The sequence below is a fragment of the Streptomyces sp. NPDC102278 genome, from assembly GCF_044766345.1.
GTDB lineage: Bacteria > Actinomycetota > Actinomycetes > Streptomycetales > Streptomycetaceae > Streptomyces.
Genome location: NZ_JBIWLV010000001.1, coordinates 343,748 through 369,927, shown reverse-complemented (window position 1 = coordinate 369,927; position 26,180 = coordinate 343,748). Strand labels below are relative to the sequence as shown.

Genomic DNA, 26,180 nt, shown 5'->3' with positions numbered 1-26,180 from the left:
CTTCAACGCGAGGCTCACTGCCTGCAAGCCGCCCCCACATCCGTAAGACCAGTCCCGTGCCGAACCGCGGCTGTGCGCCGCGCCGACACAACGAGGTTGCCGTACCTATGCGCCACGCTGAAGGAGCCCGCGGTGAGTGCTGACCCGACGCAGGTGCTCGCCTTCGAGACCGATTGCCACATCTTCGACGGCTGTGGCTTCCCGGCTCCTGGCCTGCACTCGTTCCTGTTCGAGCCGATCTTCGGCGACATCGACGGCACCGTCTACTTCAACAAGACGATGCTGTTGGCCCTGCTCGGGTCGATCATCATCGTCGGATTCTTCTGGGCCGCCTTCCGCAAGCCGAAGTTGGTTCCCGGAAAGCTCCAGATGATCGCCGAAGCCGGTTACGACTTCGTGCGCCGCGGGATCGTCTACGAGACGCTCGGCAAGAAGGAAGGCGAGAAGTACGTCCCCTTCATGGTCGCGACGTTCTTCTTCGTCTGGATGCTGAACCTCTGGTCGATCGTCCCGCTCGCGCAGTTCCCGGTGACCGCGGTCATCGCGTACCCGGCGGGTCTCGCCCTCGTCATCTACTTCATGTGGATGTCGGTCACCTTCAAGCGCCACGGCTTCGTCGGCGGTCTGAAGAACCTCACGGGCTACGACAAGTCGCTCGGCGGGATCCTGCCGCTGGTCATGCTGATCGAGTTCTTCTCGAACGTGATCGTCCGACCGTTCACGCACGCGGTCCGTCTCTTCGCGAACATGTTCGCCGGCCACACCCTGCTGCTGCTCTTCACGATCGCCAGCTGGTACCTGCTGAACGGAATCGGCATCGCCTACGCGGGTGTGTCGTTCGTGATGGTCATCGTGATGACCGCGTTCGAGCTCTTCATCCAGGCTGTCCAGGCCTACGTCTTCGTGCTGCTGGCCTGCAGCTTCATTCAGGGCGCCGTCGCCGAGCACCACTGACCGGCCGCCCCACCCCCAAACCAACAGTCGTCCGGTGGCCAACCCCCACCGGTCCATGAAAGAGAAGGAAGAACCGGCATGTCCGCTCTCCAGACCCTCGCTGCTGGCGTCGAAATCAAGGGCAACCTCGGCTCCATCGGTTACGGCCTCGCGGCCATCGGCCCCGGCGTCGGCGTCGGCATCATCTTCGGTAACGGCACCCAGGCGCTGGCCCGCCAGCCCGAGGCCGCCGGCCTGATCCGCGCCAACCAGATCCTCGGCTTCGCCTTCTGTGAGGCGCTCGCCCTCATCGGTCTGGTCATGCCGTTCGTCTACCCGACCTCCTGATCCCGGTAGCGAACAGACCCTTTAGACGGAAGGCACTGATGTGAACCCTCTGGTTCAGCTCGCGGCCGAAGAGGCGGAAAACCCCCTCATCCCGCCGATCCCCGAGCTTGTCATCGGCCTGATCGCCTTTGTCATCGTCTTCGGTTTCCTCGCGAAGAAGCTCCTCCCGAACATCAACAAGGTTCTGGAAGAGCGTCGCGAGGCCATCGAGGGTGGCATCGAGAAGGCCGAGGCAGCCCAGACCGAGGCCCAGAGCGTGCTCGAGCAGTACAAGGCTCAGCTCGCCGAGGCCCGGCACGAGGCCGCGCGCCTGCGCCAGGAAGCGCTGGAGCAGGGCACTGCGCTCAAGGAAGAACTGCGCGCAGAGGGCCAGCGGCAGCGTGAGGAGATCATCGCTGCCGGCCACGCCCAGATCGCGGCGGACCGCAAGGCCGCCTCGCAGGCACTGCGTCAGGACGTGGGCAAGCTCGCCACCGACCTGGCCGGAAAGCTCGTCGGCGAGTCCCTTGAGGACCACGCCCGACAGAGCCGCACGATCGACCGTTTCCTCGGCGAGCTCGAGGAGAAGGCCGAGGCCGCCCGATGAACGGAGCGAGCCGCGAGGCACTGGCCTCCGCGCGTGAGCGTCTCGACGCGCTGATGGACAACACGTCCGTCGACGCGACGAAGCTCGCCGGTGAGCTGGCTGCCGTCACCGCGCTGCTCGACCGTGAGGTCTCGCTGCGTCGGGTCATCACGGACCCGGCGCAGCCCGGCGAGGCCAAGGCCGAGCTCGTGGGTCGACTGCTGGCGGACCAGGTGGGCGGGGAGACCCTCGACCTGGTGTCCGGCATGGCCCGCTCCCGCTGGTCGCAGTCCCGCGACCTGGTGGACTCGCTGGAGGCGCTGGCGGCGACCGCCGACCTCACCGCGGCCCAGCAGGCGAACGGGCTCGACGACGTCGAGGACGAGCTGTTCCGGTTCGGCCGGATCGTCGCCTCGAACACCGGGCTGCGCTCCGCGCTGACCGATCGGGCGGCCACCCCCGCCGCCAAGGGCGAGCTGCTGCGCAGCCTGCTCGGCGGCAAGGCGAACGCGGTCACCGAGCGACTGGTGACCCGACTCGTCACGCACCCGCGTGGACGTAGCCTGGAAGCGGGACTCGACTCCCTTTCCACGCTCGCCGCCGAGCGCCGCAACCGCATGGTCGCCATCGTGACCACCGCGGTTCCGCTCAGCGACGCGCAGAAGCAGCGTCTCGGCGCGGTGCTGGCCAAGCTGTACGGCCGCCAGATGCACCTCAACCTCGACGTGGACCCCTCGGTCCTCGGCGGGATCGTGGTGCGGGTCGGCGACGAGGTCATCGACGGCACCATCGCGGACCGCCTCTCCGAGGCGACCCGCCGCATGGCCGGCTGACCAGCCACCAATAGAACAAAGCATTCCTAGCGGCCCGGTTGGGCCGTGCAGAACTTGCAGAAGATTCCTGGGGGTCGCCCCCAGACCCCTAAGAAGCTTCAGGCCCAACAAGGAGAGCAGGGAACCCAGATGGCGGAGCTCACGATCCGGCCGGAGGAGATCCGGGACGCACTGGAGAACTTTGTCCAGTCGTACCAGCCGGACGCGGCCTCGCGCGAGGAGGTCGGAACGGTCAGCGTTGCCGGCGACGGCATCGCGAAGGTGGAGGGCCTGCCCTCCGCCATGGCGAACGAGCTGCTGAAGTTCGAGGACGGCACCCTCGGTCTCGCCCTCAACCTCGAGGAGCGCGAGATCGGTGCGGTCGTCCTCGGCGAGTTCAGCGGTATCGAGGAGGGCCAGCCGGTGCAGCGCACCGGTGAGGTTCTCTCCGTAGGCGTCGGCGAGGGTTACCTCGGCCGCGTTGTCGACCCGCTCGGCAACCCGATCGACGGTCTCGGCGAGATCGCGACCGAAGGCCGCCGCGCCCTCGAGCTGCAGGCCCCGGGCGTCATGGTCCGCAAGTCGGTCCACGAGCCCATGCAGACCGGCTACAAGGCCATCGACGCGATGGTGCCGATCGGCCGCGGCCAGCGACAGCTGATCATCGGCGACCGTCAGACCGGCAAGACCGCTCTGGCCGTCGACACGATCATCAACCAGCGCGACAACTGGCGCTCGGGCGACGTGAACAAGCAGGTTCGCTGCATCTACGTCGCCATCGGCCAGAAGGGCTCGACCATCGCGTCCGTTCGCGGCGCCCTGGAAGACGCCGGCGCGCTGGAGTACACGACGATCGTCGCCGCCCCGGCGTCCGACCCGGCCGGCTTCAAGTACCTGGCGCCGTACACCGGTTCCGCCATCGGCCAGCACTGGATGTACGCCGGCAAGCACGTCCTGATCATCTTCGACGACCTGTCGAAGCAGGCCGACGCCTACCGCGCCGTGTCGCTGCTGCTGCGCCGCCCGCCGGGCCGCGAGGCCTACCCGGGCGACGTCTTCTACTTGCACTCCCGTCTGCTGGAGCGCTGCGCGAAGCTCTCCGACGACATGGGTGCCGGTTCGATGACCGGTCTTCCGATCGTCGAGACCAAGGCGAACGACGTGTCGGCGTTCATCCCGACCAACGTCATCTCCATCACCGACGGCCAGTGCTTCCTGGAGTCCGACCTGTTCAACGCGGGCCAGCGCCCGGCGCTGAACGTCGGCATCTCGGTCTCCCGCGTCGGTGGTTCCGCGCAGCACAAGGCCATGAAGCAGGTTTCCGGCCGACTGCGCCTCGACCTCGCCCAGTACCGTGAGCTGGAGGCGTTCGCCGCCTTCGGTTCCGACCTGGACGCGGCGTCGAAGTCTTCGCTGGAGCGCGGCAAGCGTCTGGTCGAGCTGCTCAAGCAGGGCCAGTACCAGCCGATGCCCGTCGAGGAGCAGGTCGTCTCCGTCTGGGCCGGTACCACCGGCAAGATGGACGAGGTCCCGGTCAACGACATCCGTCGCTTCGAGTCGGAGCTGCTGGAGCACCTGCGCCGCGAGCGCAAGGACCTCCTCACCTCCATCGCCGAGGGCGGCAAGATGTCGGACGACACCCTGACGTCGATCGCCGACGCCATCGCCGCCTTCAAGCAGCAGTTCGAGACCTCGGACGGCAAGCTTCTGGGCGAGGACGCGCCGGCCGTCAACGTCTCCAAGTGACGACGGAAGGGACCTGACTCATGGGAGCGCAGCTCCGGGTCTACAAGCGTCGCATCCGTGCCGTCACGGCGACCAAGAAGATCACCAAGGCGATGGAGATGATCGCCGCCTCGCGCATCGTCAAGGCGCAGCGCAAGGTGGCGGCATCGATGCCGTACGCGACCGAGCTCACCCGTGCGGTGACCGCGGTGGCGACCGGCTCGAACACCAAGCACGCCCTGACCACCGAGGTCGAGGCGCCGGCGCGCGCCGCGGTCCTGCTCATCACGAGCGACCGCGGTCTGGCCGGCGGCTACTCCTCGAACGCCATCAAGCAGGCGGAGCGGCTCAGCGAGCGGCTGCGCGGCGAGGGCAAGGAGGTCGACACGTTCATCGTCGGCCGTAAGGGTCTGGCCTACTTCGGCTTCCGCGAGCGCAAGGTCGCGGAGTCGTGGACCGGCTTCACCGACAGCCCGGCCTACGCCGACGCCAAGCGCGTCGCGGAGCCGCTGATCGAGGCCATCCAGAAGGAAACGGCCGAGGGCGGCGTCGACGAGCTGCACATCGTCTACACGGAATTCGTGTCGATGATGACGCAGAACGCGGTCGACGGCCGGATGCTGCCGCTCTGCCTCGACAAGGCCGAAGAAGAGTCCGGTGCGAAGGGCGAGATCCTTCCGCTGTTCGACTTCGAGCCGTCGGCGGAGGACGTCCTCGACGCCCTGCTGCCGCGCTACGTCGAGAGCCGCATCTACAACGCACTGCTGCAGTCGGCCGCTTCCGAGCACGCCGCCCGCCGCCGTGCGATGAAGTCGGCGACCGACAACGCCGGAGACCTCATCAAGAGCCTCTCCCGGCTTGCCAACGCGGCCCGCCAGGCCGAAATCACCCAGGAAATCAGCGAGATCGTCGGTGGCGCGAGCGCCATGGCTGACGCGACCGCGGGGAGTGACAAGTAATGACGACCACTGTTGAGACGGCCGCCGCCACGGGCCGCGTCGCCCGGGTCATCGGCCCGGTCGTCGACGTGGAGTTCCCCGTCGACGCCATGCCCGAGATCTACAACGCGCTGAAGGTCCAGGTCGCCGACCCGGCCGAGGACGGCGCGCTCAAGACGCTGACCCTGGAAGTCGCCCAGCACCTGGGTGACGGCCTCGTCCGCACCATCTCCATGCAGCCCACCGACGGTCTGGTCCGCCAGGCCCCGGTGACCGACACGGGCGAGGGCATCACCGTCCCCGTCGGTGACTTCACCAAGGGCAAGGTGTTCAACACCCTCGGTGAGGTGCTGAACTACCCGGAGGAGAACGCCAACGTCACCGAGCGCTGGCCCATCCACCGCAAGGCGCCCCGCTTCGACGAGCTCGAGTCGAAGACCGAGATGTTCGAGACCGGCGTCAAGGTCATCGACCTTCTCACCCCGTACGTCAAGGGTGGAAAGATCGGTCTGTTCGGTGGTGCCGGTGTCGGCAAGACCGTTCTGATCCAGGAAATGATCTACCGCGTCGCCAACAACCACGACGGTGTGTCGGTCTTCGCGGGCGTCGGTGAGCGTACCCGTGAGGGCAACGACCTCATCGAGGAAATGGCCGACTCGGGCGTCATCGACAAGACGGCGCTCGTCTTCGGTCAGATGGACGAGCCCCCGGGCACCCGTCTGCGCGTCGCCCTGGCCGGTCTGACCATGGCGGAGTACTTCCGCGATGTGCAGAAGCAGGACGTGCTGTTCTTCATCGACAACATCTTCCGGTACACCCAGGCGGGTTCCGAGGTGTCGACCCTGCTCGGCCGCATGCCCTCCGCGGTGGGTTACCAGCCGAACCTGGCCGACGAGATGGGTCTCCTCCAGGAGCGCATCACCTCGACCCGTGGTCACTCGATCACCTCGATGCAGGCGATCTACGTCCCCGCGGACGACCTGACCGACCCGGCGCCGGCGACCACCTTCGCCCACCTCGACGCGACGACGGTTCTTTCCCGTCCGATCTCCGAGAAGGGCATCTACCCGGCCGTGGACCCGCTGGACTCGACGTCCCGCATCCTCGACCCGCGGTACATCGCGGCGGACCACTACGCCACGGCGATGCGCGTCAAGGGGATCCTCCAGAAGTACAAGGACCTCCAGGACATCATCGCGATCCTCGGTATCGACGAGCTGGGCGAGGAGGACAAGCTCGTTGTCCACCGTGCCCGTCGCGTCGAGCGCTTCCTGTCGCAGAACACCCACGTGGCGAAGCAGTTCACCGGCGTGGACGGTTCGGACGTTCCGCTGGAGGAGTCGATCGTGGCGTTCAACGCGATCTGCGACGGCGACTACGACCACTTCCCCGAGCAGGCGTTCTTCCTGTGCGGTGGCATCGAGGACCTGAAGGCCAACGCCAAGGAGCTGGGCGTCTCCTGAAGCCCCGCTCCTCGTGAGCAGAGCCGATGATTGACGGAGAGGGGCGGGCGCGTCCCGTCCCTCTCCCCACGCCCATTAGAATTTGACCCAACACCCGGCCGACCCGCCGGGTGGTGACCCGAGGAGCCACCTTGGCTGCTGAGCTGCACGTCGAGCTGGTCGCGGCGGACCGCAATGTCTGGTCCGGCGAGGCCACCCTTGTTGTCGCCCGCACCACGTCCGGCGACATCGGCGTCATGCCCGGTCACCAGCCGCTTCTCGGTGTGCTGGAATCGGGCCCTGTGACCATCCGCACCAGCGAGGGCGGCACTGTCGTCGCCGCGGTGCACGGCGGATTCATCTCGTTCGCGGACAACAAGTTGTCGCTGCTGGCCGAGATCGCCGAGCTCGCGGACGAGATTGACGTCCAGCGGGCGGAGCGGGCACTGGATCGCGCGAAGTCGGAGGCCGACGCGGCCGCCGAGCGTCGCGCGGATGTCCGACTGCGCGCGGTAACGGGGCACTGAGCCCCGTACCGAATAGTGTGCGACCTCAGCCGCGGTTCATTCTGGAATCTTCCAGACCGGGTCGCGGCTGAGGCGATGTACGTCCGTTTTTCGCATGGCGGTATTCGATGAGCGAGGAGGTCGGTGAAGATGCTCCTCGCTCTGCTTGTGAGCGGCCTGATCGTGGTCTTGTTGGCGATCGGGCTCTTTGTCTTCGGGCTGCGCCGGAGACTGATCCAGCGGTCCGGGGGGACCTTCGACTGCAGCCTGCGATGGGGTGGCGTGGCCGAGGGGCCCGACGTCTCCGGCAAGGGGTGGGTGTACGGGGTCGCCCGCTACAGCGGTGACCGGATCGAGTGGTTCAGGGTCTTCAGTTACTCCCCGCGCCCGCGCCGGCTGCTGGAGCGGTCCTCCATCGAGGTGCTCGCCCGCCGCGCGCCCGAGGGCGAGGAGGAGCTGGCGCTGTTGTCCGACGCGGTCGTGCTCGGCTGTTCCCACCGGGGGACGCGCCTGGAGCTGGCGATGAGCGACGACGCGCTGACCGGTTTCCTCGCCTGGCTGGAGGCGGCGCCTCCGGGCCAGCGGGTGAACGTGGCCTGAGCGGTACCGGCACGTGAAGAAGCCGGGGAGAAGGGGGACGGACCCTTCTCCCCGGCTTCGTCCGTTCACCGGTGCGGAGCGTGGGGGCTACTGCAGACCGGTGTGGATCGCGTTGGCGAGTTCACCGTTGGTGGTGTCGCCGCTGAACTCCCAGAAGAAGGCTCCGCGCAGTCCCTGCTGCTTGGTCCAGGTCATCTTCGAGGCGACGGTGGCGGGGGTGTCGTAGCTCCACCAGTTGCTGCCGCACTTGGCGTAGGCGGTGCCGGCGATGGTGCCGGTCGACGGGCAGCTCGCCTTGAGGACCTTGTAGTCCTCGATGCCGGGCTCGTAGGTGCCCGGGGCGGGGCCGGTGGCCGTGCCGCCCGGGGTGGCCTGGGTGACGCCGGTCCAGCCGCGGCCGTAGAAGCCGATGCCCAGGTTGAGCTTGGAGCCGGCGATGCCCTTGCCCTTGAGCTTGGTGATCGCGGCCTCGGAGTTGAAGCCGTCCTGCGGGATGCCGGGGTAGGCGGTGAGCGGGGAGTGCGGGGCCGTCGGGCCCTGCGCCGCCCAGGCGCCGAAGAAGTCGTACGTCATGACGTTGTAGAAGTCGACGTACTGGGCGGCGCCCGCGTAGTCGGCCGCGTCGAGCTTGCCGCCGTTGGAGCCGTCGGCGGAGATCGCCGCGGTGACCAGGTTGTTCGCGCCGAACTTGCCGCGGACGGCCTGCATCAGGTTCTTCAGGGAGGCCGCGCCGCTGGTGTCGCAGGTCAGGCCGCAGGCGTTCGGGTACTCCCAGTCGAGGTCGATGCCGTCGAAGACGTCGGCCCAGCGCGGGTCCTCGACGAGGTCGTGGCAGGACTGGGCGAAGGCGGCCGGGTTCGCCGCGGCCTGGCCGAAGCCGCCGGACCAGGTCCAGCCGCCGAAGGACCAGAGGATCTTGATGTTCGGGTACTTCGCCTTGAGCTTGCGCAGCTGGTTGAAGTTGCCGCGCAACGGCTGGTCCCAGGTGTCGGCGACGCCGTCGACGCTCTGGTCGGCGGTGTAGGCCTTGTCGTAGTCGGCGTACGCGTCGCCGATGGTGCACTTGCCGCCCTGGACGTTACCGAAGGCGTAGTTGATGTGCGTGATCTTCGCGGCGGAGCCGGAGGTGACCAGGTTCTTCACGTGGTAGTTGCGCTGGTAGACGCCCCAGTTCGTGAAGTAGCCCAGCTTGACCTTGGTGCCGTCACCGGGGTCGGGGCCGGGACCCGTGCCGCCGCCCGTGGTGGTCACCGAGAGGGAGCCGGAGGCGGGGCCGCTCTGGTCGGCGCTGTCGCGGGCGGTGACCGTGTAGGCGTAGGTCGTGCCCTTGGTCAGGCCGCTGTCGGCGAAGCTGGTGCCGGTCACCGTGGCGATCTTGCTGCCGCCGCGGTGGACGTCGTAGTTCTTGATCCCCTTGTCGTCGGTGGCCGCGGCCCAGTTCAGGGTGAGCGAGGTGTCGGTGACCCCGGTCGCGGTGGGGGTGCCGGGGGCGGATGGCGGATTGTCGGTGGGAGTGGTGCCGCCGTCGCAGGAGCCGCCGTTGATCTTGCAACCGGAGGGGGCGCCCGGGCCGGTGCCGTTGAAGCCGAAGGTGACGCTCGCACCGGGGGAGAGGGCGCCGTTCCAGCCGACGTTCTTGGCGGTCCAGTGGTTGCCCGAGCTGGTGACGGTGGCGTCCCAGGCCGAGGTCACCCTGGTGCCGGCCGGGTAGTCCCACTCCACGGTCCAGCTGGTGAGGGCCGTGGTCCCGGTGTTCTTCACCGTCCACTTGCCCTCGAAGCCGGAGCCCCAGTCGGAGGCCTTGGCGTAGGTCGCGGTGGCGGAGCCTGCGGCCTGTGCGGTGCCCGCCAGGCCGACGAGGCCGGCGACGGGCAGGGCCAGGGCGACCGCGGTCGCGGCCAGCCTTCTGAGCAGTCGTACGCGTCGTGGGGGTGCTGTGCTCAAGGGTGTTCCTCCGTAGGTCCGTCGAAGTCGTGGGGCCGACTCCGACATGGGGGTGGGACCTGCGCCGCCCGTGAGCACGTCTCGTCAAGGTCCTTGTCATGACACGCTCACCACAGTGTTGCGGTGAGATTAGAAAGGTCTGGACCAACCGTCAAGAGGTCCAGACCTCCCTTCAAGCAACCTTCTAGATCCCCAACTCCTGTGCCAACACGGCCGCTTGGACCCGACTGCGCAGTTCCAGCTTCCCCAGCAACCTGCTGACGTGCGTCTTCACCGTCGCCTCCGCCATCTCCAACCGGCGGGCGACCTCCGCGTTCGACAGACCCTCGCCCAGGCAGCTCAGCACCTCCCGCTCGCGCCGGGTGAGCGAGGCCACCGCCTCGGCGCGCTCCGGCGGCACGGTCGTCCGCACGGGCCGCGGCGCCGCGAACTCGGCGATCAACCGGCGGGTCACCGCCGGCGCGATCAGCCCCTCGCCGCGGGCGACCGTGCGCACCGCCTCGATCAGCTCCGCCGCCTCCGCGTCCTTCAGCAGGAAGCCCGAGGCGCCCGCGCGCAGCGCCCCGAAGACGTACTCGTCGAGATCGAAGGTGGTGAGCACGAGTACGTCGGCCAGCCCCTCCGCGACCACCTGCCGCGTGGCCGAGACCCCGTCGAGCCGGGGCATCTGCACGTCCATGAGGACCAGATCCGGCCGAAACTCACGGGCCAGGCGGACCGCCTCCTCCCCGTCCGCCGCCTCGCCCACCACCTCGATGTCGCCCGCACTGCGCAGGATCATCACCAGACCCGCGCGCACCGCGCTCTGGTCCTCCGCCACCACGACCCGGAAGGTCACCCGGTCACCGCCCTCTCCTCGGCGGGCAAGGACGCCCGCACCCGCCACACCGTGCCGGCCCGCCCCGCCGTGAACGCGCCCCCCAGCAGCTGCGTCCGCTCGCGCATGCCGATCAGCCCCGCCCCCGAACCCGGCGCGCGCGGGCCGGACCGTTCCCCGTACGGCGAGTCCACCCGTACGGTCAGCAGCCCGTCCGCGGACGTCAGGCGCACCCGGACCGTCCCGGGTACGGCGTGCTTGAGCGCGTTCGTCAGCGACTCCTGCACGATGCGGTACGCGGCCAGCTCCACGGGCGCGGGCAGCGGCTCCCCGTCGACGCGGGCGTCTTCCAGGACGAACTCCAGGCCGCTGCCGGCCCCGTTCACGCGGGCCTTGCCGACGAGTACGTCCAGCCCGTCGAGGGAGGGCACCGCCACCGGCTCCTGCTCCGCGCCGGCGTCCCGCAGCAGCCCGATCAACCGGCGCATCTCGGCCAGCCCCTGCACGCTGTTCTCGCGAATCACCCCGAGGGCGTCCCGACTGGTCGTGGGGGAGTCGATGGACAGCGCGGCGGTGGAGTGGATGGCGATGGCCGACAGGTGATTGGCCACCATGTCGTGCAACTCCCTCGCCATCCGAGCCCGTTCGGCGACCACGGCCTGCGCGCGGTCCATCTCGGCCAGCAGCGCGGTCTGCTCGGCGCGCAGCCGGGCGGCCTCCGCCGCCTCGCGGTGGTTGCGCAGGGTGGCGCCGGTCAGGGCCGGCCCGAAACTGACGATGCCGGTGATCACGCCGATCAGCAGGGCCTGCGGGGTGCGCAGCCAGGCGACCGAGGCGATCGTGACGGCGATGGTGATGAGCCCCGTGGTGACCGGGAGCCGCCGGGCCATGGCGGGCTTGCCGTACACGACGGCTGCGTACATCAGGTCGGTGAAGATCAGGACCGTGGCCATGTTCCCGACGGTGAACTGGTCCGCGACGATCCCGACGGTGCCCACGGCCAGTGTCAGACGCGGTGCGGTGCGGCGCAGCGGCTCCATCGCGCCGAGGACGACCAACGGGACCAGGGCCGCCCAGTCGGGCAGCAGGTTCCGGTTCGGGGAGCTGTGCACCCCCAGCGACCACAGGAGCACGCCGGCGAGCACGCTGACGACGCAGAGCAGGACGTCGTCGCGGTGGGGGCGGAAGGCGGACGCGGGGGTCTTCGAGGGCACGCACCCATCCAACACGGTGCTCCGCCCCGGGGCCTCGCCACCGGGGCGGAGGAGCGGCTACATCGAAGGGTGCAGTCGACTCTCGTCATCACAGACGACGTGCCGGGTCGGCCCGGACGGGACTCTTGGAAGGACCGGGGACGGCCGACCCGTGCGCGTCGAGAGGCCGAGAGGGAGAGTGAGTACCGTGCTCGTCGCGCTGATCATCGCCTGCGAGGTCGGCTTCTGGGTGCTGCTGGCGGCCGGGCTGGCCCTGCGCTACCTCGCCCGGATGCCGAGGCTGGGCGCGGCGGTGCTCCTGTGCGAGCCGCTGTTGGAGCTGGTCCTGTTCGTGTTCACCACGCTGGACCTGAAGAACGGCGGCCGACCGGGCTGGACGCACGGCCTGGCCGCCCTCTACATCGGCTACACCGTGGGCTACGGCCACTACACGGTGAAGTGGCTCGACCGGCACGCCGCGCACCGCTGGGCGGGGGGACCGAAACCGCCGGGCACCACGTACGGCAGGGCGCGGGCCGTCCACGAGTGGAAGCTGTGGGTGCGGACCCTGGTCGCCGCGAGCGTCTCCCTGGGACTGCTGGAGGCCGCGATCCTGTACGTGGGCGACGGAGTGGACGTCGACGGGATCCGGCAGTGGCAGTTCATCGTCCTGCGGATCGTCGGCATCCAGGCCCTGGTCGCGGCGACCTACTCGATCTGGCCGCGCAAGGATCCGGCAGGCGGGGCCGCGGCGGGCGGGGCCACCGGAGACGGTGAGCCCGTCCGGGACGGGGGAGACCCCGCCGGCCTCCTCAAGCGTTGGCCGGGGCGACTGCCCTGACGCGGGGCCGGCGCGCGCGTCAGCGCTCGCCGCCCGGCACCCACAGCACGTCCCCGACCTCCTTGTTGGCCGTCCGGGCCAGGATGAACAGGAGGTCGGAGAGGCGGTTGAGGTAGGTGGCCGTCAGCGGGTTCATCACCTCCGCGTGCTCCTCCAGGGCCGCCCAGGTGGACCGCTCGGCCCGCCGCACGACGGTGCAGGCCTGGTGCAGCAGGGCCGCGCCGGGGGCGCCGCCCGGCAGGATGAAGCTGCGCAGCTTCTCCAGCTCGCCGTTGAAGGTGTCGCAGTCCGCCTCCAGCTTGTCCACGTAGAACTGCTCGACGCGCAGCGGCGGGTACTCGGGGTTCTCGACGACGGGGGTGCACAGGTCCGCGCCCACGTCGAACATGTCGTTCTGCACCCGGACCAGCACCTTCACCAGGTCCTCGGACAGGGCGCCGAGGGCGATCGCCGTGCCGATGGCCGCGTTGGCCTCGTTGACGTCGGCGTACGCGGAGATCCGCAGGTCGGTCTTGCGCGTACGGCTCATGTCGCCGAGGGCGGTCGTGCCCCGGTCGCCGGTGCGGGTGTAGATGCGCGTGAGGTTCACCATGTCTCCAGCGTAGTGAGCGGCGCCGAAACCCGCGTGCGGCGGCCCTCGTGGACCGGCGCCCGCCCCCGGCGGCGGCCACCGATCGACCCGAAAGGGCACGGAACGGCGCGGAGATGACGGTTCGGGGGTGAGCGGGCGGTATGCCCGACATGTTCGGCGGCCGGTGCGGAGCCGAACAGGCCCGGTGAGCCGCCGTTTTGGCGGCGGCGTGCCCGGCGGAGCGGCTCCGCGGGGCCGGGGGAGCGGAGCGCGAGGTCGGGCGACTGCGGCCGAACGGGGACCGGTTGGGAGCGGCGGGTGCGGGCTGAGCCGTCCCGGTGTGATGTCCGTCAGATGAGACGTGACGCGTGTTACTTCGCGGTCACACGACCCCTCACGGGCGCTAGTGTCCGCCGGAGAGGCTACGGGACTGGGCCGTACCCAAGAACGAGGGGTGTGCAGTGGCTGGGAAGCTCGCCGTCATCGGTGCCGGACTCATGGGTTCCGGCATTGCTCAGGTTTCCGCTCAGGCGGGCTGGGACGTCGTACTGCGTGATGTCACCGACGCCGCGCTGACCCGCGGCACGGACGGGATCAAGGCCTCGTACGACCGCTTCGTCGCCAAGGGCAAGCTGACGGCCGAGGACGCCGAGGCGGCGCTGGCCCGGATCACCACCTCCACCGACCTCGACGCGGTCGCCGACGCCGACATCGTCGTCGAGGCCGTCTTCGAGAAGCTCGAGGTCAAGCACGAGATCTTCCGCGCGCTCGACAAGCTCGTCCGCGACGACGCGATCCTCGCCTCCAACACCTCCGCCATCCCGATCACCAAGATCGCGGCCGTGACGGAGCGTCCGGAGCGGGTCGTCGGCGCGCACTTCTTCTCGCCCGTCCCGATGATGCAGCTGTGCGAGCTCGTCCGCGGCTACAAGACCAGCGACGAAACCCTTTCCACCACGCGGGCGTTCGCCGAGTCGGTCGGCAAGACCTGCATCGTCGTCAACCGCGACGTCGCCGGCTTCGTGACGACCCGTCTGATCTCCGCGCTGGTCGTCGAGGCCGCGAAGCTGTACGAGTCGGGCGTCGCCTCCGCCGAGGACATCGACATCGCCTGCAAGCTGGGCTTCGGTCACGCGATGGGCCCGCTCGCCACCGCCGACCTCACGGGCGTCGACATCCTGCTGCACGCCACGAGCAACATCTACACCGAGTCGCAGGACGAGAAGTTCGCGCCGCCGGAGCTGATGCGCCGCATGGTCGACGCGGGCGACATCGGCCGCAAGAGCGGCCAGGGTTTCTACAAGCACTGAGCACGATCGTTCGAATGCCATCGCCCGACAGGGTGAATTAGGTATCGGTTCGCTCACGGTCGGCAACTTCCCTGCTCCTGAGGCAGTCAGTTGCAGTGAGAGTTGCCGACCACGGACCAGTCGGACCAGACGAACGCAGGACTGCCGGGAGCGCATATGCACATCAGGGGCGACCACGCCGAACTCGCGGTCGGGGGTCGCCTCGACGTGCGCAGCGCGGCGGACGCCCGTACGGCCCTGCACTCAGCCCTCGACGACGGCCACGGCGATCTCGTGCTGGACCTCACGGCCCTCGACTCCTGGGACGCGACCGGCCTCGGCGTGATCATGGGCGCCCACCGGAGGGCCGGCCGGAGCGGACGCCGCCTGGTGCTGCGCGGGGTGCCGGCGCAGATGCAGCGGCTGCTGGTGGCGACCCGGCTGCACCGGATCCTCGCCATCGAGGGCGGACTGGAAGCGGAATCCCTGCCGCGGGTCTGACGACCGGGCGCGTCCGATCCCGCAGAAACGTAACGGTCCGGTGGTGAAGGCACCCCGGCGGTTCCGGCGGGGCCGGCCACGGTCTAGGGTTCGGGCGGAAACCGGACCAGTAGCGACTGCGGCGTGTGCGAGCGAAGGCCGGGCGGTACGACGGCGGCAGCGGCGGTACGCGCGACGCGATCGGGGGACTTGGTCATGGACCGAACTCAGGGGCAGTCCGAACCGGGCGAGGACACCCCGGCGTCCTCGACGGGCCCCGCGAGCGGGCCCGTCGCGCGGGTCGTCACCCTCACCGCGGCGGACTTCACCCTCACCGTCAACCCGGTCGACGGCAGCGAGATAGAACCCCTGCGACCGGGCACCGGTACGCAGCGCCCCGCCAAGCGCGGCCCGGCCGACCGCGCGGAGCGGGACGCCGCCGCGAGACCGCCGGCGCTGCCCGGCGCCACGCTCCCCGGCCGGCTCCTGCTGGAACGCGAGGAGGAGCGGGAGCGACTCGTACGGCTGCTGGGGCGCGGGCGCTCCGTACGCCTGACCGGACCCGCCGGATCGGGCCGTTCCGCACTGCTCGACTCGGTGGCCCTCGCGTGCGAGTCGGTCGCGCCCGACGGGGTCGTACGGCTCTCCGGGCACGGGCATCAGCAACCGGCGGAACTGCTCCAGGCGCTGTACGCGGCCGTGTACGAGGGGTCGGGCCGGCGCCCCGACCGCACGGAACTCCTCGCGCGGGTGAAGGAGATCGGCGCGGTCGTCCTCCTCGACGACCTCGAACTCGGCGGCGCCGCCCTCGACGAACTGCTGCGGGCCACACCCGAATGCGCCTACCTGCTCGCCGCCACCCCCGACACCACATCCCCCTCCGACGACTCGCACCTGGAGGAGGTCTTCCTCGGAGGCCTCGGCCGAGCCGACTGCGTCCTGCTGCTGGAGGCACTCACCGGCCGCGCCCTGACCGAGGAGGAGACCGCCTGGGCGGGCGACCTGCGGTTCGCCTCCGAGGGACTGCCCCTGCGCTTCGTCCAGGCCGCCGCGCTGCTGCGACAGCGGGACGAACTCAACCGGACCGACGAGACGGACGACGAGGAGGAGCCCGGCGTCTTCGAGGAGCGCCCCCGCGAGCCCGTCGACGTACCGCTGCCCACCCTCGCCGAAGCCGCGGCGCCGGCGGAACTCCTCGCCTCCCGGGTGAGCGAATCGGCGCGCGCCGCCCTGCGCATCGCGTGCGCGCTCGGCGGGGAGATGCCGCACCACGCCCACCTGCCGGCCCTGGTGGGGGACACGCACGCCGACGTGGCGGTCGCGGAGCTCCTCGGCTGCGGGCTGCTCACACCGGTCGGACCGCGCTACCGGCTGGCCCCCGGGGTGGCCCGGCAGCTGGAGGAGGCGGGGTACGGGGAGAGCGCCGCCGAGGAGGCCCGCACGGCCGCCCGGCACTACGTCTGGTGGACCGGGCACGCCTCGGTGACCCCGGAGCGGGTCGCGGCGGAGGCCGACGCGGTCCTGGCGGCCCTGGCCGGCGCCGATGTGGTGGCGGCCGTACTGCTGGCGCGCACGGCCGCCCCGGCGTTCGCGGCGTCGCTGCACTGGGAGGCGTGGGAGCGGGTGCTGCGCTCGGGCGCGGAGGCCGCGCGGAAGGCGGGGGAGGTCGCGGAGCAGGCGTACTTCCACCACGAACTCGGCGTGCTCGCGCTGTGCGAGGGCCGGCTGGAGCGGGCCCGGGCGGAACTGGAGGCCTCGATCGGCCTGCGGGGCGCGCTCGCCGACAAGCGGGGGACGGTCGCGGGGCGACGGGCCCTCGCATTGGTCACCGACCGGGAGGCGGCGGGGGGCGAGGCGTCGCCGCCGCTGCGGCTGGAGGCGCCCGTGGCCCCGGTGGCGTCCGTGAGTCCCCTGGCCTCCGTGAGTCCCGTGGCATCCGTGAAGCCCGTGGCACCCGTGAATCCCCTGGCTTCCAAGGCTCCGGTGGCTCCTGCGGCCGCGACCGGGGCCTCGGCCCCGTCGTCGCCGACGGCCTTCCCGCCGGTGTCCCTGTCCGCGTCCCCGGCGGCGTTCCCGGCGGCGTTCCCGGCGGCGTTCCCGGCCGCCGCTCCGCCCGCCTCGGCGCCGGCGGGACCGGTCGCGGCGGTGACCTCGGCGGGGCCCCCGGCCCTGCCGTCGCCGGCCCCGCGGGGGGAGCCCGTCACGCAGGTGGTCCCGGTGATCCAGCGGGGGGACCAGAAGTCCTCCTCGGCCCTGTCGGACGTCTTCGACGACGCCTTCCCCCCGACGACGAAGCCGGCCGCGCCGCAGGCCGCCCCGCCGCCCCCGCCCGCACCGACGTCCCGACGGCGCACGGCGCTGCTGGCCGCCGCCGGCGCGGTGACGGTGGCGGTGCTGGGCACGGTGGTGGCCCTGGCCATGGCCCCGTCGGACCACGACGAGCCGCAGGGGCCCGCCGTGTCGTCCACCCCGACGTCGGTGACGGAGACCAGCGGGAACGTTCCTTCGCAGACCTCCGACCCGGAGCCCGGGACGTCCGACCCGGCCGATCCGGCGGACCCGAGCCGCCCCACGCGATCGGGGACCGACCCCGATCCCGGCACCGTGCCGGGCATCGGGAAGACACCGCCCGCCCGCACGCCGTCCGGCCGGCCCTCGTCCCCGACGACACCGCGCACCTCGGCGCCGCCCTCGACGCCGGTCCAGTCGCCGACCTCCGCGGACCCCAAGCCGTCCACGTCCTCGGGGACCCCGGAACCGACGGCGACGACCGGGCCGACGGGACCGACGACCACCACCGGCCCGACGGGCGGGGACACGTCCCCGGAGGCGTCCACGTCCCGCTAGGCTTCCGGATCCTGTCGGGGCCGGGGAACGGTGACGGCCCCGCCGGCGATCGCCGACGGGGCCGCGGGAGCCCTGCGAAGAGGCGCCACTTGGACGACAGGGGCTAGAACAGGCGGAGCTTGTCGTCCTCGATGCCGCGCATGGCGTTGTAGTCGAGGATCACGCAGTCCATGCCGCGGTCCGTCGCCAGGACACGGGCCTGGGGCTTGATCTCCTGGGCCGCGAACACGCCCCGGACGGGGGCGAGGTGCGGGTCCCGGTTCAGGAGCTCCAGGTAGCGGGTCAGCTGCTCGACGCCGTCGATCTCGCCGCGCCGCTTGATCTCCACGGCCACCGTCGCGCCGTCGGCGTCACGGCACAGGATGTCCACCGGCCCGATCGCGGTCATGTACTCGCGCCGGATCAGGCTGTAGCCATCGCCGAGGGTGTCGATCCGGTCGGCCAGCAGCTCCTGGAGGTGCGCCTCCACGCCGTCCTTGATCAGACCCGGGTCCACGCCCAGCTCGTGGGAGGAGTCGTGCAGGACTTCTTCCATCGTGATGATGAGCTTCTCGCCCGCCTTGTTGACGACCGTCCAGACACCGGCCTCGTCCCCGCTCCCCTCCTTGAGGGTGCACGGAGGCGACATCCAGTTGAGCGGTTTGTACGCCCGGTCGTCCGCGTGGATCGAGACACTGCCGTCGGCCTTCACGAGGATCAGACGGGGTGCCGAGGGCAGATGGGCGGTGAGCCGGCCCGCGTAGTCGACGGAGCAGCGGGCAATGACGAGACGCATGGTCGGCAACGCTACTCGACCGATGGGCCTCCACGCGATTCGCCCGTGAAAGCCCCGTTCGAGGATGGCGCGTTGTATGCGCATTCTCCTGGTGCGGCACCCGGTGGGCGCCTACCGTGGATAGCGGGAGGTCGTCGAGCGTGCACACTGCGTCGCGACTCTCCTTCCCTGCCCGTAAGACTCCGGCGACCCGAACGCCGGGGTCACGAGAGGAGAACCCATGTCGCTCGACGTCTCACCGGCCCTACTCGAACAGGCCGAGCGAGGCGAGGTCGACGAAGCCGCCTTCGTCGACTGCGTCCGGACCTCCCTGCCCTACGCATGGGAGATGATCAGCTCGTTGGTGGCTCAGCTGGAGGTTGAGGGCGGAGAGTTCGCCGACAACCAGACGCCGCCGCCGGACGAGCAGGCGCGTGGTCAGCTGCTGCGCGCCCTCGCGAGTGACGCGATACGTGGTGCGCTCCAGCGGCACTTCGGAGTGCGTCTGGCATTCCAGAACTGCCACCGTGTCGCCGTGTTCCCGCTGGACACCTCGTCTGATGACAGGCACGCCCGTTTCACCTCGATCCGGGGCCAGTTGCTCAACCAGTCGCCGGAACTGCGCGACTGTTAGGCCCTGTCGCCGAGGTCCCGCCCCGCCTCTGCGCTGCCGCTCCGAGTCGCGAGAGGTGCGACTGACACCGGAGCGGCAGCCCCGGCTCCCCGGCCGCGCCGGCCCGGGATCCGGATCTCAGCCGAGGCGGGGCAGGACTTCGGCGCCCAGGCGCCGTACGTTCTCCTCCGTCGCGGCGAGATCGCCGGAACCCTCCGTGAGCAGGGCGAACCGGCCGATGCCCGTGCGCTCCGCGGTCGCCGCCAACCGGTCCGCCGCCAGTTCCGGGGTGCCCACCGGGTGCAGGTCGCACAACAGCTCCGTGTAGGCGACGGGATCCCGCATCGCGCGCTGCCGGCCGTCCACCGTCACGTGCGCGTCCAGCCCCTGCCGGAACCAGCCCGGCATCGCCTTCAGCAGCGTCTCCCGGGCGTCCGCGGTCCGGTCCGCCAGCTGGCACACCCCCGCCGACACGTGCCCCGCCTCCGGGTGGTGGCCGGCGGCCCGAGCGGTGCGCCGCCACAGCGCGACCATCTCCGCCTTGTCCTCGTCACCGCAGTGCATGCCCAACAACATGGGCAGACCCCGCTCGGCGGCCAGTCGCACCGACGCGGGGGAGGTGCACGCGACGATCACTTCCGGCCCCTTCCCGTCGCCGTCCAGCGCCTCCGACGGACGCGGTACGACGGCCACCTCGCGGAAGCCGTACCGCGTGCCGGCCGCCGCCACGCGCGGCTCGGACAGCCACCGCCGCACCAGGTCCAGGTCGGCAGGGAACCCGTTCTCGTACGCGTCCAGCCCGCCCCCGAACACCTCCAGGTCCACCCAGGGGCCACCCCGCCCCACCCCCAGGGTGAACCGGCCCCCCGAGGTGACGTGGAGCAGCGCCGCCTGCTCCCCGAGGGTCACCGGGTGCGTGCTCGGCAGCACGCTCACGGCCGTGCCCACCCGCAGCCGCCGGGTCCGTCCGAGCAGCAGCGCCGCGAGGGTCACCGCCGACGGGCACACCCCGTACGGCACGAAGTGGTGCTCGGCCAACCAGACCGAGTCCAGCCCGGCCTCCTCGGCCACCTCGGCGGTCCGCACCGCCCGGTGCAGCGCCTCCCCCTGCCCCTGGCCCGGGAACTGGGCCGCCAGTACAAACGCTCCTACGCGCATCGCCCTTAGCCTCCTCGCGGCCGGCGCGGCCTCCCCCAGGTGGACCGGCTCGGTGCCGTTTCATGGCATCAACGTCTGATGGCAACAACGTCTGACAAGTGCCAAAGGCACGGCCTGACAGGAAAGTTATTGGGATTGTCATGCCGTCCCACGAGTCACGGGCCTCTCGGTCACCCTCCTTCGCACACCCTGCGGGTACCCGAGCTCGCTGCGCGTAGTCTGGGAGAAAGTCACTGCCGTCCGCCCATCCGTGAGGTATACGTGTCACCGCGCCACAACCGCCCCAGGGGCGGGGGGAATCCGTCCGACCGTTCGGACCCGGGCTCCGGATCGGGCTCGGGGGGCCTTGACCGGTACGGCCTGGAGCAGACCGAGGAGTACCAGGGCGAGGAGTGGAAGGTCCGGCACGTCGCGGGCGCGAGCGCGGTGGGCAAGCGCTACCGCTGCCCCGGCTGTGACCAGGAGATCCCCTCCGGCACCCCGCATCTGGTGGCCTGGCCCGAGTACGGCGGCGTGGACGACCGGCGGCACTGGCACAAGGCGTGCTGGAACGCGAAGGACCGCCGCACCTCACGGGTGCAGCGGTCCAGGAACGCGCCCCGACACTAGGTCGGACGCCCCGCCGGTCGGTCAGACGTCCCGGCGGCCGACGGCCACGTACGAGGCCGCCACCGCGGCCCCGGTCACCAGCAGGAGCAGGCCGATCTGGGGCAGGTCGCCGGGCAGGACCTTGTCCTCGCCCGTCGGCATGCCGAACAACTGCATCAAGGCGACGGGGACGTTGTACTGGAGGATGATCTCCCCGATCCGGGCGGAGGCCTCCCAGTAGCCGAGCATCCCGCCGATCACCGGCGGCAGCGTGACCAGTCCGAGCATCAGGGTGATCGCCCCGGCCGAGTGCCGGACCAGTGCCCCGACGGCGAGGGCGAGCGCCCCGAGCAGCGTGACGTAGAGGCAACCGGCGAGCGCGCCGCCCCACTCCCCGGGGGAATGCGGCCCGGCGCCGGGGCCGCTGTGCACGGCCATCGCGGCGGCGGCGACCACGAAGACCGAGCCGAGCGTGGCCGCCAGGGCCGTGGCGCCGAAGACGAGGTACTTCGCGGTGAGCACCCGGTGCCGGTCGGGGGCGGCGGTGAAGGTGGTGCGGACCAGTCCGGTGCCGTGCTCGGAGGTGATGGTCAGGACGCCCAGTACGATCACCGCGAGCTGGCCGACCAGCAGGCCGAACAGCGCCGGCGTGGTGAACGGCATCTGCACGTAGTCCTCGTCCGCGGTCTGGGACACGAAGAGCAGCCCGATGCCGACGACGATCACCACCAGCGTCCCGAGGGTCCACATCGTCGAGCGGACCGAGATCAGCTTGGTCCACTCCGAGGCCATCGCGTGCCCGATGTGCGGCCGGGTGTCCTCGTGGGGCGTCCCGGGGGTGGCGGGCGCGGCGGGCGCCGTCGTGGTCGGGCCGGTCATCGGGTGTCCTCGGGGTTGCTCTTGGCGGCTCCGGCGAGTTCGCCGGCGGTGCCGGGCATCAGGAAGGGCCGTGTGCCCGCGGCGGGCGGCGGGGGCGCGTAGAACCCCGTCTGCGGCACCTCGGGGGCCGCGGGCTCCGCCTCCCACTCCGGGACGCTCAGCGGCTCCGGCTCCCACAGCTCGGCCCGGGGGTCGTCGGTGGAGGTGTACTCGACGGAGGACTGGGTCATCCGCATGTAGGCCTCCTCCAGCGAGGCCCGGTGCGGTGACAGCTCCCACAGCCGCACCCCCGCCTCGTGGGCGAGGTCGGACAGCCGCGGCAGCTCCAGCCCGGTCACGCGGAGGGCGCCGTCCGGCTCCTGGAGGACCCGACCACCGGCCTTGCGGAAGGCTTCACCGAGCGTGTCCCGGCCATCCCGATCGGTCTCGGCCGCGCGTACCCGAGCGAATCCGGCCGAGTTGTGCGTGATGAATTCCTGGGTGCCCATGTCGGCCAACAGCCGGCCCCGGCCGATCACGATCAGGTGATCGGCGGTCAGCGCCATCTCGCTCATCAGGTGCGAGGAGACGAGGACGGTACGGCCCTCGGAGGCGAGCCGGCGCATGAGCGTGCGCACCCACAGGATGCCCTCGGGGTCGAGGCCGTTGACGGGTTCGTCGAAGAGCAGCACCCGGGGGTCGCCCAGCAGGGCGGTGGCGATGCCGAGCCGCTGCCCCATGCCGAGCGAGAAGCCCTTCGTGCGCTGTCGGGCCGCGTCCTGGAGGCCCACCACGGCCAGTACCTCGTCCACCCGCTTCACCGGGATGCCGGAGAGCTGGGCGACGGCCAGGAGGTGGGTGCGGGCGCGCCGGCCGCCGTGCGTGGCCTTCGCGTCGAGGAGGGCGCCGACGTGACGCTGCGCGTTCGGCAGGTCGCGGTACGGCAGGCCGTTGATGGTGACGTGGCCGGAAGTGGGCCTGTCCAGCCCCACGATCATGCGCATGGTGGTGGACTTGCCGGAGCCGTTGGGCCCCAGGAATCCGGTGACGTGACCTGGCCTGACCTGGAAGGACAGCTGGTCGACGGCGGTCTTCGCGCCGAAGCGCTTGGTAAGGCCGACTGCCTCGATCATGGTTCTGCCCCTTAGCAGGCCGGTACGACTCTCGCCCGTGTAAGGGTTAAGAGGATATCCAGTCTCCTACGGTTCCGTCTCGGCCGTCATCCCTGAGGTACCCCTGAGTCCGACCCCGGGACACCCCGTAGTACGCGGGGCGTCCGTCTCGGGAGGGACGCCGGGCCCGACCTCCGTCACCGGACGGACGGGTCGGGCCCGGCCCCCGTCGTCAGGCGTCGCGCTTCCTGAGGACGAGGAAGCCCGCGAGCACGGCGGCCAGCGTCCAGAGGGCCATGATCCCGAAGCCGCCCCAGGGGCCGTAGGGCGGCGATGCGCCGCCCCCCGCCCCCGGCGGGACGACCTGCATGATCCGGGAGCCGGCCTGGTCCGGGAAGTACTGGGCCACCTTCCGGGTCGCCTCGACGGCCCCGAGGATCGTGGAGATCATCAGGAAGAACGGCATCAGGACGCACAGGGCGAGCATCGAACTGCGCAGCATCGTGGCCACGCCCATGGAGAACAGGGCAATCATGGCCATGTAGAGCCCGGCGCCGATCACCGCGCGCAGGACGTCCGGCTCGCCGATGCCGACACTGCGCTCGCCCAGGATGGCCTGCCCGAGGAAGAACGACAGGAAGCTGGTCGCGAGACCCACGACCAGGGCGAGGGCGGTGGCGACGATGAGCTTGCCGAGCAGCAGGCTCCCGCGGCGCGGCACGGCGGCGAGCGAGGTACGGATCATGCCCGAGCTGTACTCGGTGCCGACGACCAGCACACCGAAGACGATCATGGCGAGCTGTCCGAGGGCCATCCCGGCGAAGGCGGAGAGCGTCGGGTCGAAGGCGAGCCGCTCCTGCGCCGGCATGTCGTCGAACGCGGCGTTGATGAACGCGCAGAGGCCGGCGCTGACGCCGACCGTGACCACGAGGGCGGCGACCAGGGTCCAGGTGGTGGAGGCGACCGTGCGGATCTTGGTCCACTCGGAGGTGAGGACGGCGGGGAAATCAGCCATGATCACTCCCCTTTCCGCTGCGCCGCGTCGAACGAGGAGCCCCAGGCCGGTCCGGGACCGGGCCCGGTCGCAGGCGCCCCGATCACCCCCGCGTCGGGCGGACCGGCGGCCGCCGCAGCCGCGTGGGCGTGGTACTCGACCGAGTCCGCCGTCATGCGCATGAACGCTTCTTCCAGTGACGCCCGCTGCGGGCTGAGCTCGTGCAACACGATCCCGTGCAGGGCCGCCAGCTCGCCGAGCCGCTCCGACTCCACGCCGTCGATCTCCAGGGTGCCGGTGGCCGGAACGCTGATCGCGTCGATGCCCTGCTCGTGCAAGAGGTCCTTGAGCCGCTCCTGTTGCGGCGAGCGCACGCGCACGTAACTTCGTGAGTTCTGTCGAATGAAATCGGCCATCGACAAGTCGGCGAGCAGCTTTCCCTGCCCGATGACCACCAAATGGTCTGCGGTCAGCGCCATTTCACTCATCAAGTGAGAGGAAACGAAGATCGTCCTTCCCTCCGCCGCCTGCGCCTTCATAAGATTTCTGATCCAGAGAATTCCCTCCGGGTCCAGACCATTGACGGGTTCGTCGAACATCAAGATCTCCGGATCACCCAGCAGCGCGGCGGCGATTCCAAGCCGCTGCCCCATGCCGAGCGAAAATCCTTTCGACTTCTTCCGTGCCACGGCGGTCAGTCCGACCTGGTCCAGCACCTCGGACACCCGGCTCCTCGGGATCCGGTTCGACTGGGCCAGGCAGAGCAGGTTGTTGTACGCGCTGCGTCCGCCGTGCATGGCCTTCGCATCCAGCAGCGCCCCGATGTGCGTGAGTGGCTCCGGCAGGTCCCGGTAGCGCTTCCCGTCGATCCGGACCCGCCCTGCGGTCGGATTGTCGAGGTCGAGCATCATGCGCATGGTCGTGGACTTCCCCGCCCCGTTGGGGCCGAGGAAGCCGGTCACCACCCCGGGTCTGACCTGGAAGCTGAGGTGGTCCACTGCCGTCTTCGCGCCGAAGCGTTTGGTGAGGCCCTCAAGCTCGATCATGCGGCCACGCTAGAACGGCAGAGGGCCCCACGCCACCGCTGACAGGTGACATAAGGCCCTCGGTACCAACCGTCCGGCGCAATGGCGTAGAACGCCTACGCGCGGTGTCGTACTAGCGGCTCTGCTGAGCCGGAACGCCACGCGTGACCGGCTCGTCGTCGATCGGGGAGCCGGCGGCGGCCACGGCCGCACCGGTCAGCGTCGCCAGCATCTCGCGGACGTTGGTCAGCTGCGCGTTGATCGAGTCGCGGCGGTTGGTGAGCGCCGCCAGCTCGCGCTCGGACTCGCTGCGGATCCGGTCGGCCTTCGCGTTGGCGTCGGCGACGATGTCCTCGGCCTGACGCTGCGCCGTCTCCACGGTCTGACGGGCGCGACGCTCGGCGTCCGTGCGAAGCTTCTCCGCCTCCAGGCGCAGCTGCTCGGCGCGGTGCTCGATCTCCGCGAGACGCTTCTCCGCCTTGGCCTGACGCGAGGCCAGGTCGCGCTCGGACTGCTCGCGGCGCTTGGCCAGGTTCGTCTCGAAGTCCGCGGCGGCCTGGGCGGCCTTGGCGCGGGTCTCCTCGAAGAGGGCGTCGGCCTCCTCGCGCTTGGAGGCCGCGTCCTTCTGGGCCTCGGAGCGCAGGGTGGCGGAGTCGCCCTTGGCCTTCTCGACGATGCGGACGCCCTCGTCCTCCGCCTTCGACTTCCGATCGGCGGCGAACGACTCGGCGTCGTTGCGCACCTGCTGGGCGGCCGACTCGGCCAGCTCACGGTGCTGCTCGGCCGCGCGACGGGCCTCCTCGCGAAGGTCCTTCGCCTCCTCCTCGGCCAGTCGCAGGATCTTCTCGACCCGGGCACCGAGGCCGGCGTACGACGGCTCCGCGTCGCTCACCTGTGCCTGGGCGTTCTGCGTTTCGAGGTGCAGCTCCTCGATCCGCTTTTCCAGAGAGTTGATACGTCCTAGTGCGCTGTCGCGGTCGGAGACCAGCTTGGTAATGCGGTCGTCCACCTGACCGCGGTCGTAACCACGCCGCACGAGCTCGAAGCCGAAGGGGGAGGAAGTGTCGCTCATGGGGTTCCTGTCGAATGAGACCGATGAGGTGCTACGTGAGGTGTTGGGGGAATCCTAGGCGCCCAGACGGCGTGTCATCGAGTCAATCCGCGTTTGATCTGGACAATGACACCCCTTTTGAGTGGCAAGGCGACAGAATGCTTGTCACCCGTTCG

At 70.4% G+C, this 26,180-nt stretch carries 26 protein-coding genes; 15 read left to right on the top strand and 11 right to left on the bottom strand.

From position 1 onward, the window contains the following. Window positions 1-132 precede the first annotated feature (132 nt). The 9 genes from atpB (at window position 133) to ACIRO3_RS01575 (ending at window position 7,869) form a co-directional block, all read left to right on the top strand. Window positions 133-954, top strand: a complete 822-nt coding sequence (gene atpB, locus ACIRO3_RS01615; RefSeq protein ID WP_361771229.1) for a F0F1 ATP synthase subunit A — start codon at window positions 133-135, stop codon at window positions 952-954. Between the two features lie 78 nt (window positions 955-1,032). Further along, window positions 1,033-1,281, top strand: a complete 249-nt coding sequence (locus ACIRO3_RS01610) for an ATP synthase subunit C (RefSeq protein ID WP_030008695.1) — start codon at window positions 1,033-1,035, stop codon at window positions 1,279-1,281. Between the two features lie 40 nt (window positions 1,282-1,321). Beyond that, on the top strand, window positions 1,322-1,867 hold the full coding sequence (locus ACIRO3_RS01605) for a F0F1 ATP synthase subunit B (protein ID WP_267798008.1): 546 nt from the start codon (window positions 1,322-1,324) through the stop codon (window positions 1,865-1,867). After that, the gene (locus ACIRO3_RS01600) at window positions 1,864-2,679 is read left to right on the top strand and encodes a F0F1 ATP synthase subunit delta (RefSeq protein WP_404131487.1); all 816 of its coding nucleotides are present in this window, start codon (window positions 1,864-1,866) and stop codon (window positions 2,677-2,679) included. Before ACIRO3_RS01605 ends, ACIRO3_RS01600 begins: the two co-directional genes overlap by 4 nt. A 129-nt stretch (window positions 2,680-2,808) precedes the next feature. Next, the gene (gene atpA / locus ACIRO3_RS01595) at window positions 2,809-4,404 is read left to right on the top strand and encodes a F0F1 ATP synthase subunit alpha (protein ID WP_053677441.1); all 1,596 of its coding nucleotides are present in this window, start codon (window positions 2,809-2,811) and stop codon (window positions 4,402-4,404) included. A 20-nt stretch (window positions 4,405-4,424) separates the two neighbouring features. Then, window positions 4,425-5,342: a F0F1 ATP synthase subunit gamma gene (locus ACIRO3_RS01590; protein ID WP_404131485.1), complete on the top strand. Its 918-nt coding sequence runs from the start codon at window positions 4,425-4,427 to the stop codon at window positions 5,340-5,342. After that, window positions 5,342-6,784, top strand: a complete 1,443-nt coding sequence (gene atpD, locus ACIRO3_RS01585; protein ID WP_053677446.1) for a F0F1 ATP synthase subunit beta — start codon at window positions 5,342-5,344, stop codon at window positions 6,782-6,784. Before ACIRO3_RS01590 ends, atpD begins: the two co-directional genes overlap by 1 nt. Window positions 6,785-6,915: 131 nt before the next feature. Further along, a complete protein-coding gene (locus ACIRO3_RS01580; RefSeq protein WP_053677447.1) occupies window positions 6,916-7,290 on the top strand; it encodes a F0F1 ATP synthase subunit epsilon in 375 nt (124 codons plus the stop codon). A 129-nt stretch (window positions 7,291-7,419) separates the two neighbouring features. Further along, window positions 7,420-7,869 carry a DUF2550 domain-containing protein gene (locus ACIRO3_RS01575; RefSeq protein WP_053677710.1) on the top strand — a complete coding sequence of 150 codons (450 nt, stop codon included), beginning with the start codon at window positions 7,420-7,422 and terminating at the stop codon, window positions 7,867-7,869. A gap of 87 nt (window positions 7,870-7,956) precedes the next feature. Here ACIRO3_RS01575 and ACIRO3_RS01570 read toward each other — a convergent pair whose 3' ends face one another. From ACIRO3_RS01570 to ACIRO3_RS01560, 3 genes are all read right to left on the bottom strand, one after another. Beyond that, complete coding sequence (locus tag ACIRO3_RS01570) at window positions 7,957-9,861, bottom strand: glycosyl hydrolase family 18 protein (protein ID WP_404131482.1); 1,905 nt, start codon at window positions 9,859-9,861, stop codon at window positions 7,957-7,959. 136 nt (window positions 9,862-9,997) lie between these two features. Next, window positions 9,998-10,651 carry a response regulator transcription factor gene (locus tag ACIRO3_RS01565; protein ID WP_361771239.1) on the bottom strand — a complete coding sequence of 218 codons (654 nt, stop codon included), beginning with the start codon at window positions 10,649-10,651 and terminating at the stop codon, window positions 9,998-10,000. Next, a complete protein-coding gene (locus tag ACIRO3_RS01560; protein WP_404131480.1) occupies window positions 10,648-11,844 on the bottom strand; it encodes a sensor histidine kinase in 1,197 nt (398 codons plus the stop codon). The genes ACIRO3_RS01565 and ACIRO3_RS01560 overlap by 4 nt, the downstream gene beginning before the upstream one ends. 187 nt (window positions 11,845-12,031) lie before the next feature. Here ACIRO3_RS01560 and ACIRO3_RS01555 point away from each other — a divergent pair, with 187 nt between their 5' ends. Continuing rightward, window positions 12,032-12,664 carry a hypothetical protein gene (locus tag ACIRO3_RS01555; protein ID WP_404132303.1) on the top strand — a complete coding sequence of 211 codons (633 nt, stop codon included), beginning with the start codon at window positions 12,032-12,034 and terminating at the stop codon, window positions 12,662-12,664. A gap of 19 nt (window positions 12,665-12,683) precedes the next feature. Here the strand turns inward: ACIRO3_RS01555 and ACIRO3_RS01550 are convergent, their stop codons facing one another. Beyond that, complete coding sequence (locus ACIRO3_RS01550; RefSeq protein WP_365999297.1) at window positions 12,684-13,256, bottom strand: cob(I)yrinic acid a,c-diamide adenosyltransferase; 573 nt, start codon at window positions 13,254-13,256, stop codon at window positions 12,684-12,686. A 440-nt stretch (window positions 13,257-13,696) separates the two neighbouring features. On the opposite strand from ACIRO3_RS01550, the gene ACIRO3_RS01545 reads away from it, so the two are divergent. The 3 genes from ACIRO3_RS01545 to ACIRO3_RS01535 all read left to right on the top strand — a co-directional run bounded on the left by ACIRO3_RS01545 (window position 13,697) and on the right by ACIRO3_RS01535 (window position 17,851). After that, entirely contained in the window at window positions 13,697-14,545 is an 849-nt protein-coding gene (locus ACIRO3_RS01545) for a 3-hydroxyacyl-CoA dehydrogenase family protein (RefSeq protein WP_404131478.1), read from the top strand. Between the two features lie 156 nt (window positions 14,546-14,701). After that, window positions 14,702-15,025 carry an STAS domain-containing protein gene (locus ACIRO3_RS01540; RefSeq protein WP_053677459.1) on the top strand — a complete coding sequence of 108 codons (324 nt, stop codon included), beginning with the start codon at window positions 14,702-14,704 and terminating at the stop codon, window positions 15,023-15,025. Between the two features lie 195 nt (window positions 15,026-15,220). Beyond that, window positions 15,221-17,851, top strand: coding sequence for an ATP-binding protein (locus tag ACIRO3_RS01535; RefSeq protein ID WP_404131476.1), 2,631 nt, complete (start codon window positions 15,221-15,223; stop codon window positions 17,849-17,851). 103 nt (window positions 17,852-17,954) lie between these two features. Here the strand turns inward: ACIRO3_RS01535 and nucS are convergent, their stop codons facing one another. After that, entirely contained in the window at window positions 17,955-18,626 is a 672-nt protein-coding gene (nucS, locus tag ACIRO3_RS01530; protein ID WP_361771248.1) for an endonuclease NucS, read from the bottom strand. 220 nt (window positions 18,627-18,846) lie between these two features. On the opposite strand from nucS, the gene ACIRO3_RS01525 reads away from it, so the two are divergent. Further along, window positions 18,847-19,239 (top strand): SCO5389 family protein, encoded by a 393-nt coding sequence (locus tag ACIRO3_RS01525; RefSeq protein ID WP_053677465.1) that lies wholly within the window; start codon window positions 18,847-18,849, stop codon window positions 19,237-19,239. Window positions 19,240-19,356: 117 nt separating this feature from the next. Here the strand turns inward: ACIRO3_RS01525 and ACIRO3_RS01520 are convergent, their stop codons facing one another. Next, window positions 19,357-20,376 (bottom strand): LLM class flavin-dependent oxidoreductase, encoded by a 1,020-nt coding sequence (locus ACIRO3_RS01520; protein ID WP_404131473.1) that lies wholly within the window; start codon window positions 20,374-20,376, stop codon window positions 19,357-19,359. A gap of 261 nt (window positions 20,377-20,637) precedes the next feature. Between ACIRO3_RS01520 and ACIRO3_RS01515 the strand changes: the two genes are divergently transcribed. Continuing rightward, window positions 20,638-20,985, top strand: coding sequence for an ATP/GTP-binding protein (locus ACIRO3_RS01515; RefSeq protein ID WP_404131472.1), 348 nt, complete (start codon window positions 20,638-20,640; stop codon window positions 20,983-20,985). A 21-nt stretch (window positions 20,986-21,006) separates the two neighbouring features. On the opposite strand, the gene ACIRO3_RS01510 is transcribed toward ACIRO3_RS01515, so the two are convergent. The 5 genes from ACIRO3_RS01510 to ACIRO3_RS01490 form a co-directional block, all read right to left on the bottom strand. Next, the gene (locus ACIRO3_RS01510; protein WP_404131470.1) at window positions 21,007-21,843 is read right to left on the bottom strand and encodes an ABC transporter permease; all 837 of its coding nucleotides are present in this window, start codon (window positions 21,841-21,843) and stop codon (window positions 21,007-21,009) included. Continuing rightward, window positions 21,840-22,955, bottom strand: a complete 1,116-nt coding sequence (locus ACIRO3_RS01505; protein ID WP_361771256.1) for an ABC transporter ATP-binding protein — start codon at window positions 22,953-22,955, stop codon at window positions 21,840-21,842. Before ACIRO3_RS01505 ends, ACIRO3_RS01510 begins: the two co-directional genes overlap by 4 nt. 211 nt (window positions 22,956-23,166) lie before the next feature. Beyond that, window positions 23,167-23,949 carry an ABC transporter permease subunit gene (locus ACIRO3_RS01500; protein ID WP_404131468.1) on the bottom strand — a complete coding sequence of 261 codons (783 nt, stop codon included), beginning with the start codon at window positions 23,947-23,949 and terminating at the stop codon, window positions 23,167-23,169. Between the two features lie 2 nt (window positions 23,950-23,951). Beyond that, window positions 23,952-24,974 carry an ATP-binding cassette domain-containing protein gene (locus ACIRO3_RS01495; RefSeq protein WP_361771260.1) on the bottom strand — a complete coding sequence of 341 codons (1,023 nt, stop codon included), beginning with the start codon at window positions 24,972-24,974 and terminating at the stop codon, window positions 23,952-23,954. Window positions 24,975-25,086: 112 nt separating this feature from the next. Then, window positions 25,087-26,025 carry a cellulose-binding protein gene (locus ACIRO3_RS01490; protein ID WP_053677477.1) on the bottom strand — a complete coding sequence of 313 codons (939 nt, stop codon included), beginning with the start codon at window positions 26,023-26,025 and terminating at the stop codon, window positions 25,087-25,089. Window positions 26,026-26,180 lie beyond the last annotated feature (155 nt).

Excerpts from the sequence above, each read along its gene's own strand:
- ACIRO3_RS01610 (WP_030008695.1), top strand. The coding sequence starts at position 1,033 with ATGTCCGCTCTCCAGACCCTCGCTGCTGGCGTCGAAATCAAGGGCAAC.
- ACIRO3_RS01600 (WP_404131487.1), top strand. The coding sequence starts at position 1,864 with ATGAACGGAGCGAGCCGCGAGGCACTGGCCTCCGCGCGTGAGCGTCTC.
- atpA (WP_053677441.1), top strand. The coding sequence starts at position 2,809 with ATGGCGGAGCTCACGATCCGGCCGGAGGAGATCCGGGACGCACTGGAG.
- ACIRO3_RS01590 (WP_404131485.1), top strand. The coding sequence starts at position 4,425 with ATGGGAGCGCAGCTCCGGGTCTACAAGCGTCGCATCCGTGCCGTCACG.
- atpD (WP_053677446.1), top strand. The coding sequence starts at position 5,342 with ATGACGACCACTGTTGAGACGGCCGCCGCCACGGGCCGCGTCGCCCGG.
- ACIRO3_RS01575 (WP_053677710.1), top strand. The coding sequence starts at position 7,420 with ATGCTCCTCGCTCTGCTTGTGAGCGGCCTGATCGTGGTCTTGTTGGCG.
- ACIRO3_RS01570 (WP_404131482.1), bottom strand. The coding sequence starts at position 9,861 with ATGTCGGAGTCGGCCCCACGACTTCGACGGACCTACGGAGGAACACCC.
- ACIRO3_RS01550 (WP_365999297.1), bottom strand. The coding sequence starts at position 13,256 with ATGGTGAACCTCACGCGCATCTACACCCGCACCGGCGACCGGGGCACG.
- ACIRO3_RS01540 (WP_053677459.1), top strand. The coding sequence starts at position 14,702 with ATGCACATCAGGGGCGACCACGCCGAACTCGCGGTCGGGGGTCGCCTC.
- ACIRO3_RS01535 (WP_404131476.1), top strand. The coding sequence starts at position 15,221 with ATGGACCGAACTCAGGGGCAGTCCGAACCGGGCGAGGACACCCCGGCG.
- nucS (WP_361771248.1), bottom strand. The coding sequence starts at position 18,626 with ATGCGTCTCGTCATTGCCCGCTGCTCCGTCGACTACGCGGGCCGGCTC.
- ACIRO3_RS01525 (WP_053677465.1), top strand. The coding sequence starts at position 18,847 with ATGTCGCTCGACGTCTCACCGGCCCTACTCGAACAGGCCGAGCGAGGC.
- ACIRO3_RS01520 (WP_404131473.1), bottom strand. The coding sequence starts at position 20,376 with ATGCGCGTAGGAGCGTTTGTACTGGCGGCCCAGTTCCCGGGCCAGGGG.
- ACIRO3_RS01510 (WP_404131470.1), bottom strand. The coding sequence starts at position 21,843 with ATGACCGGCCCGACCACGACGGCGCCCGCCGCGCCCGCCACCCCCGGG.
- ACIRO3_RS01505 (WP_361771256.1), bottom strand. The coding sequence starts at position 22,955 with ATGATCGAGGCAGTCGGCCTTACCAAGCGCTTCGGCGCGAAGACCGCC.
- ACIRO3_RS01500 (WP_404131468.1), bottom strand. The coding sequence starts at position 23,949 with ATGGCTGATTTCCCCGCCGTCCTCACCTCCGAGTGGACCAAGATCCGC.
- ACIRO3_RS01495 (WP_361771260.1), bottom strand. The coding sequence starts at position 24,974 with ATGATCGAGCTTGAGGGCCTCACCAAACGCTTCGGCGCGAAGACGGCA.
- ACIRO3_RS01490 (WP_053677477.1), bottom strand. The coding sequence starts at position 26,025 with ATGAGCGACACTTCCTCCCCCTTCGGCTTCGAGCTCGTGCGGCGTGGT.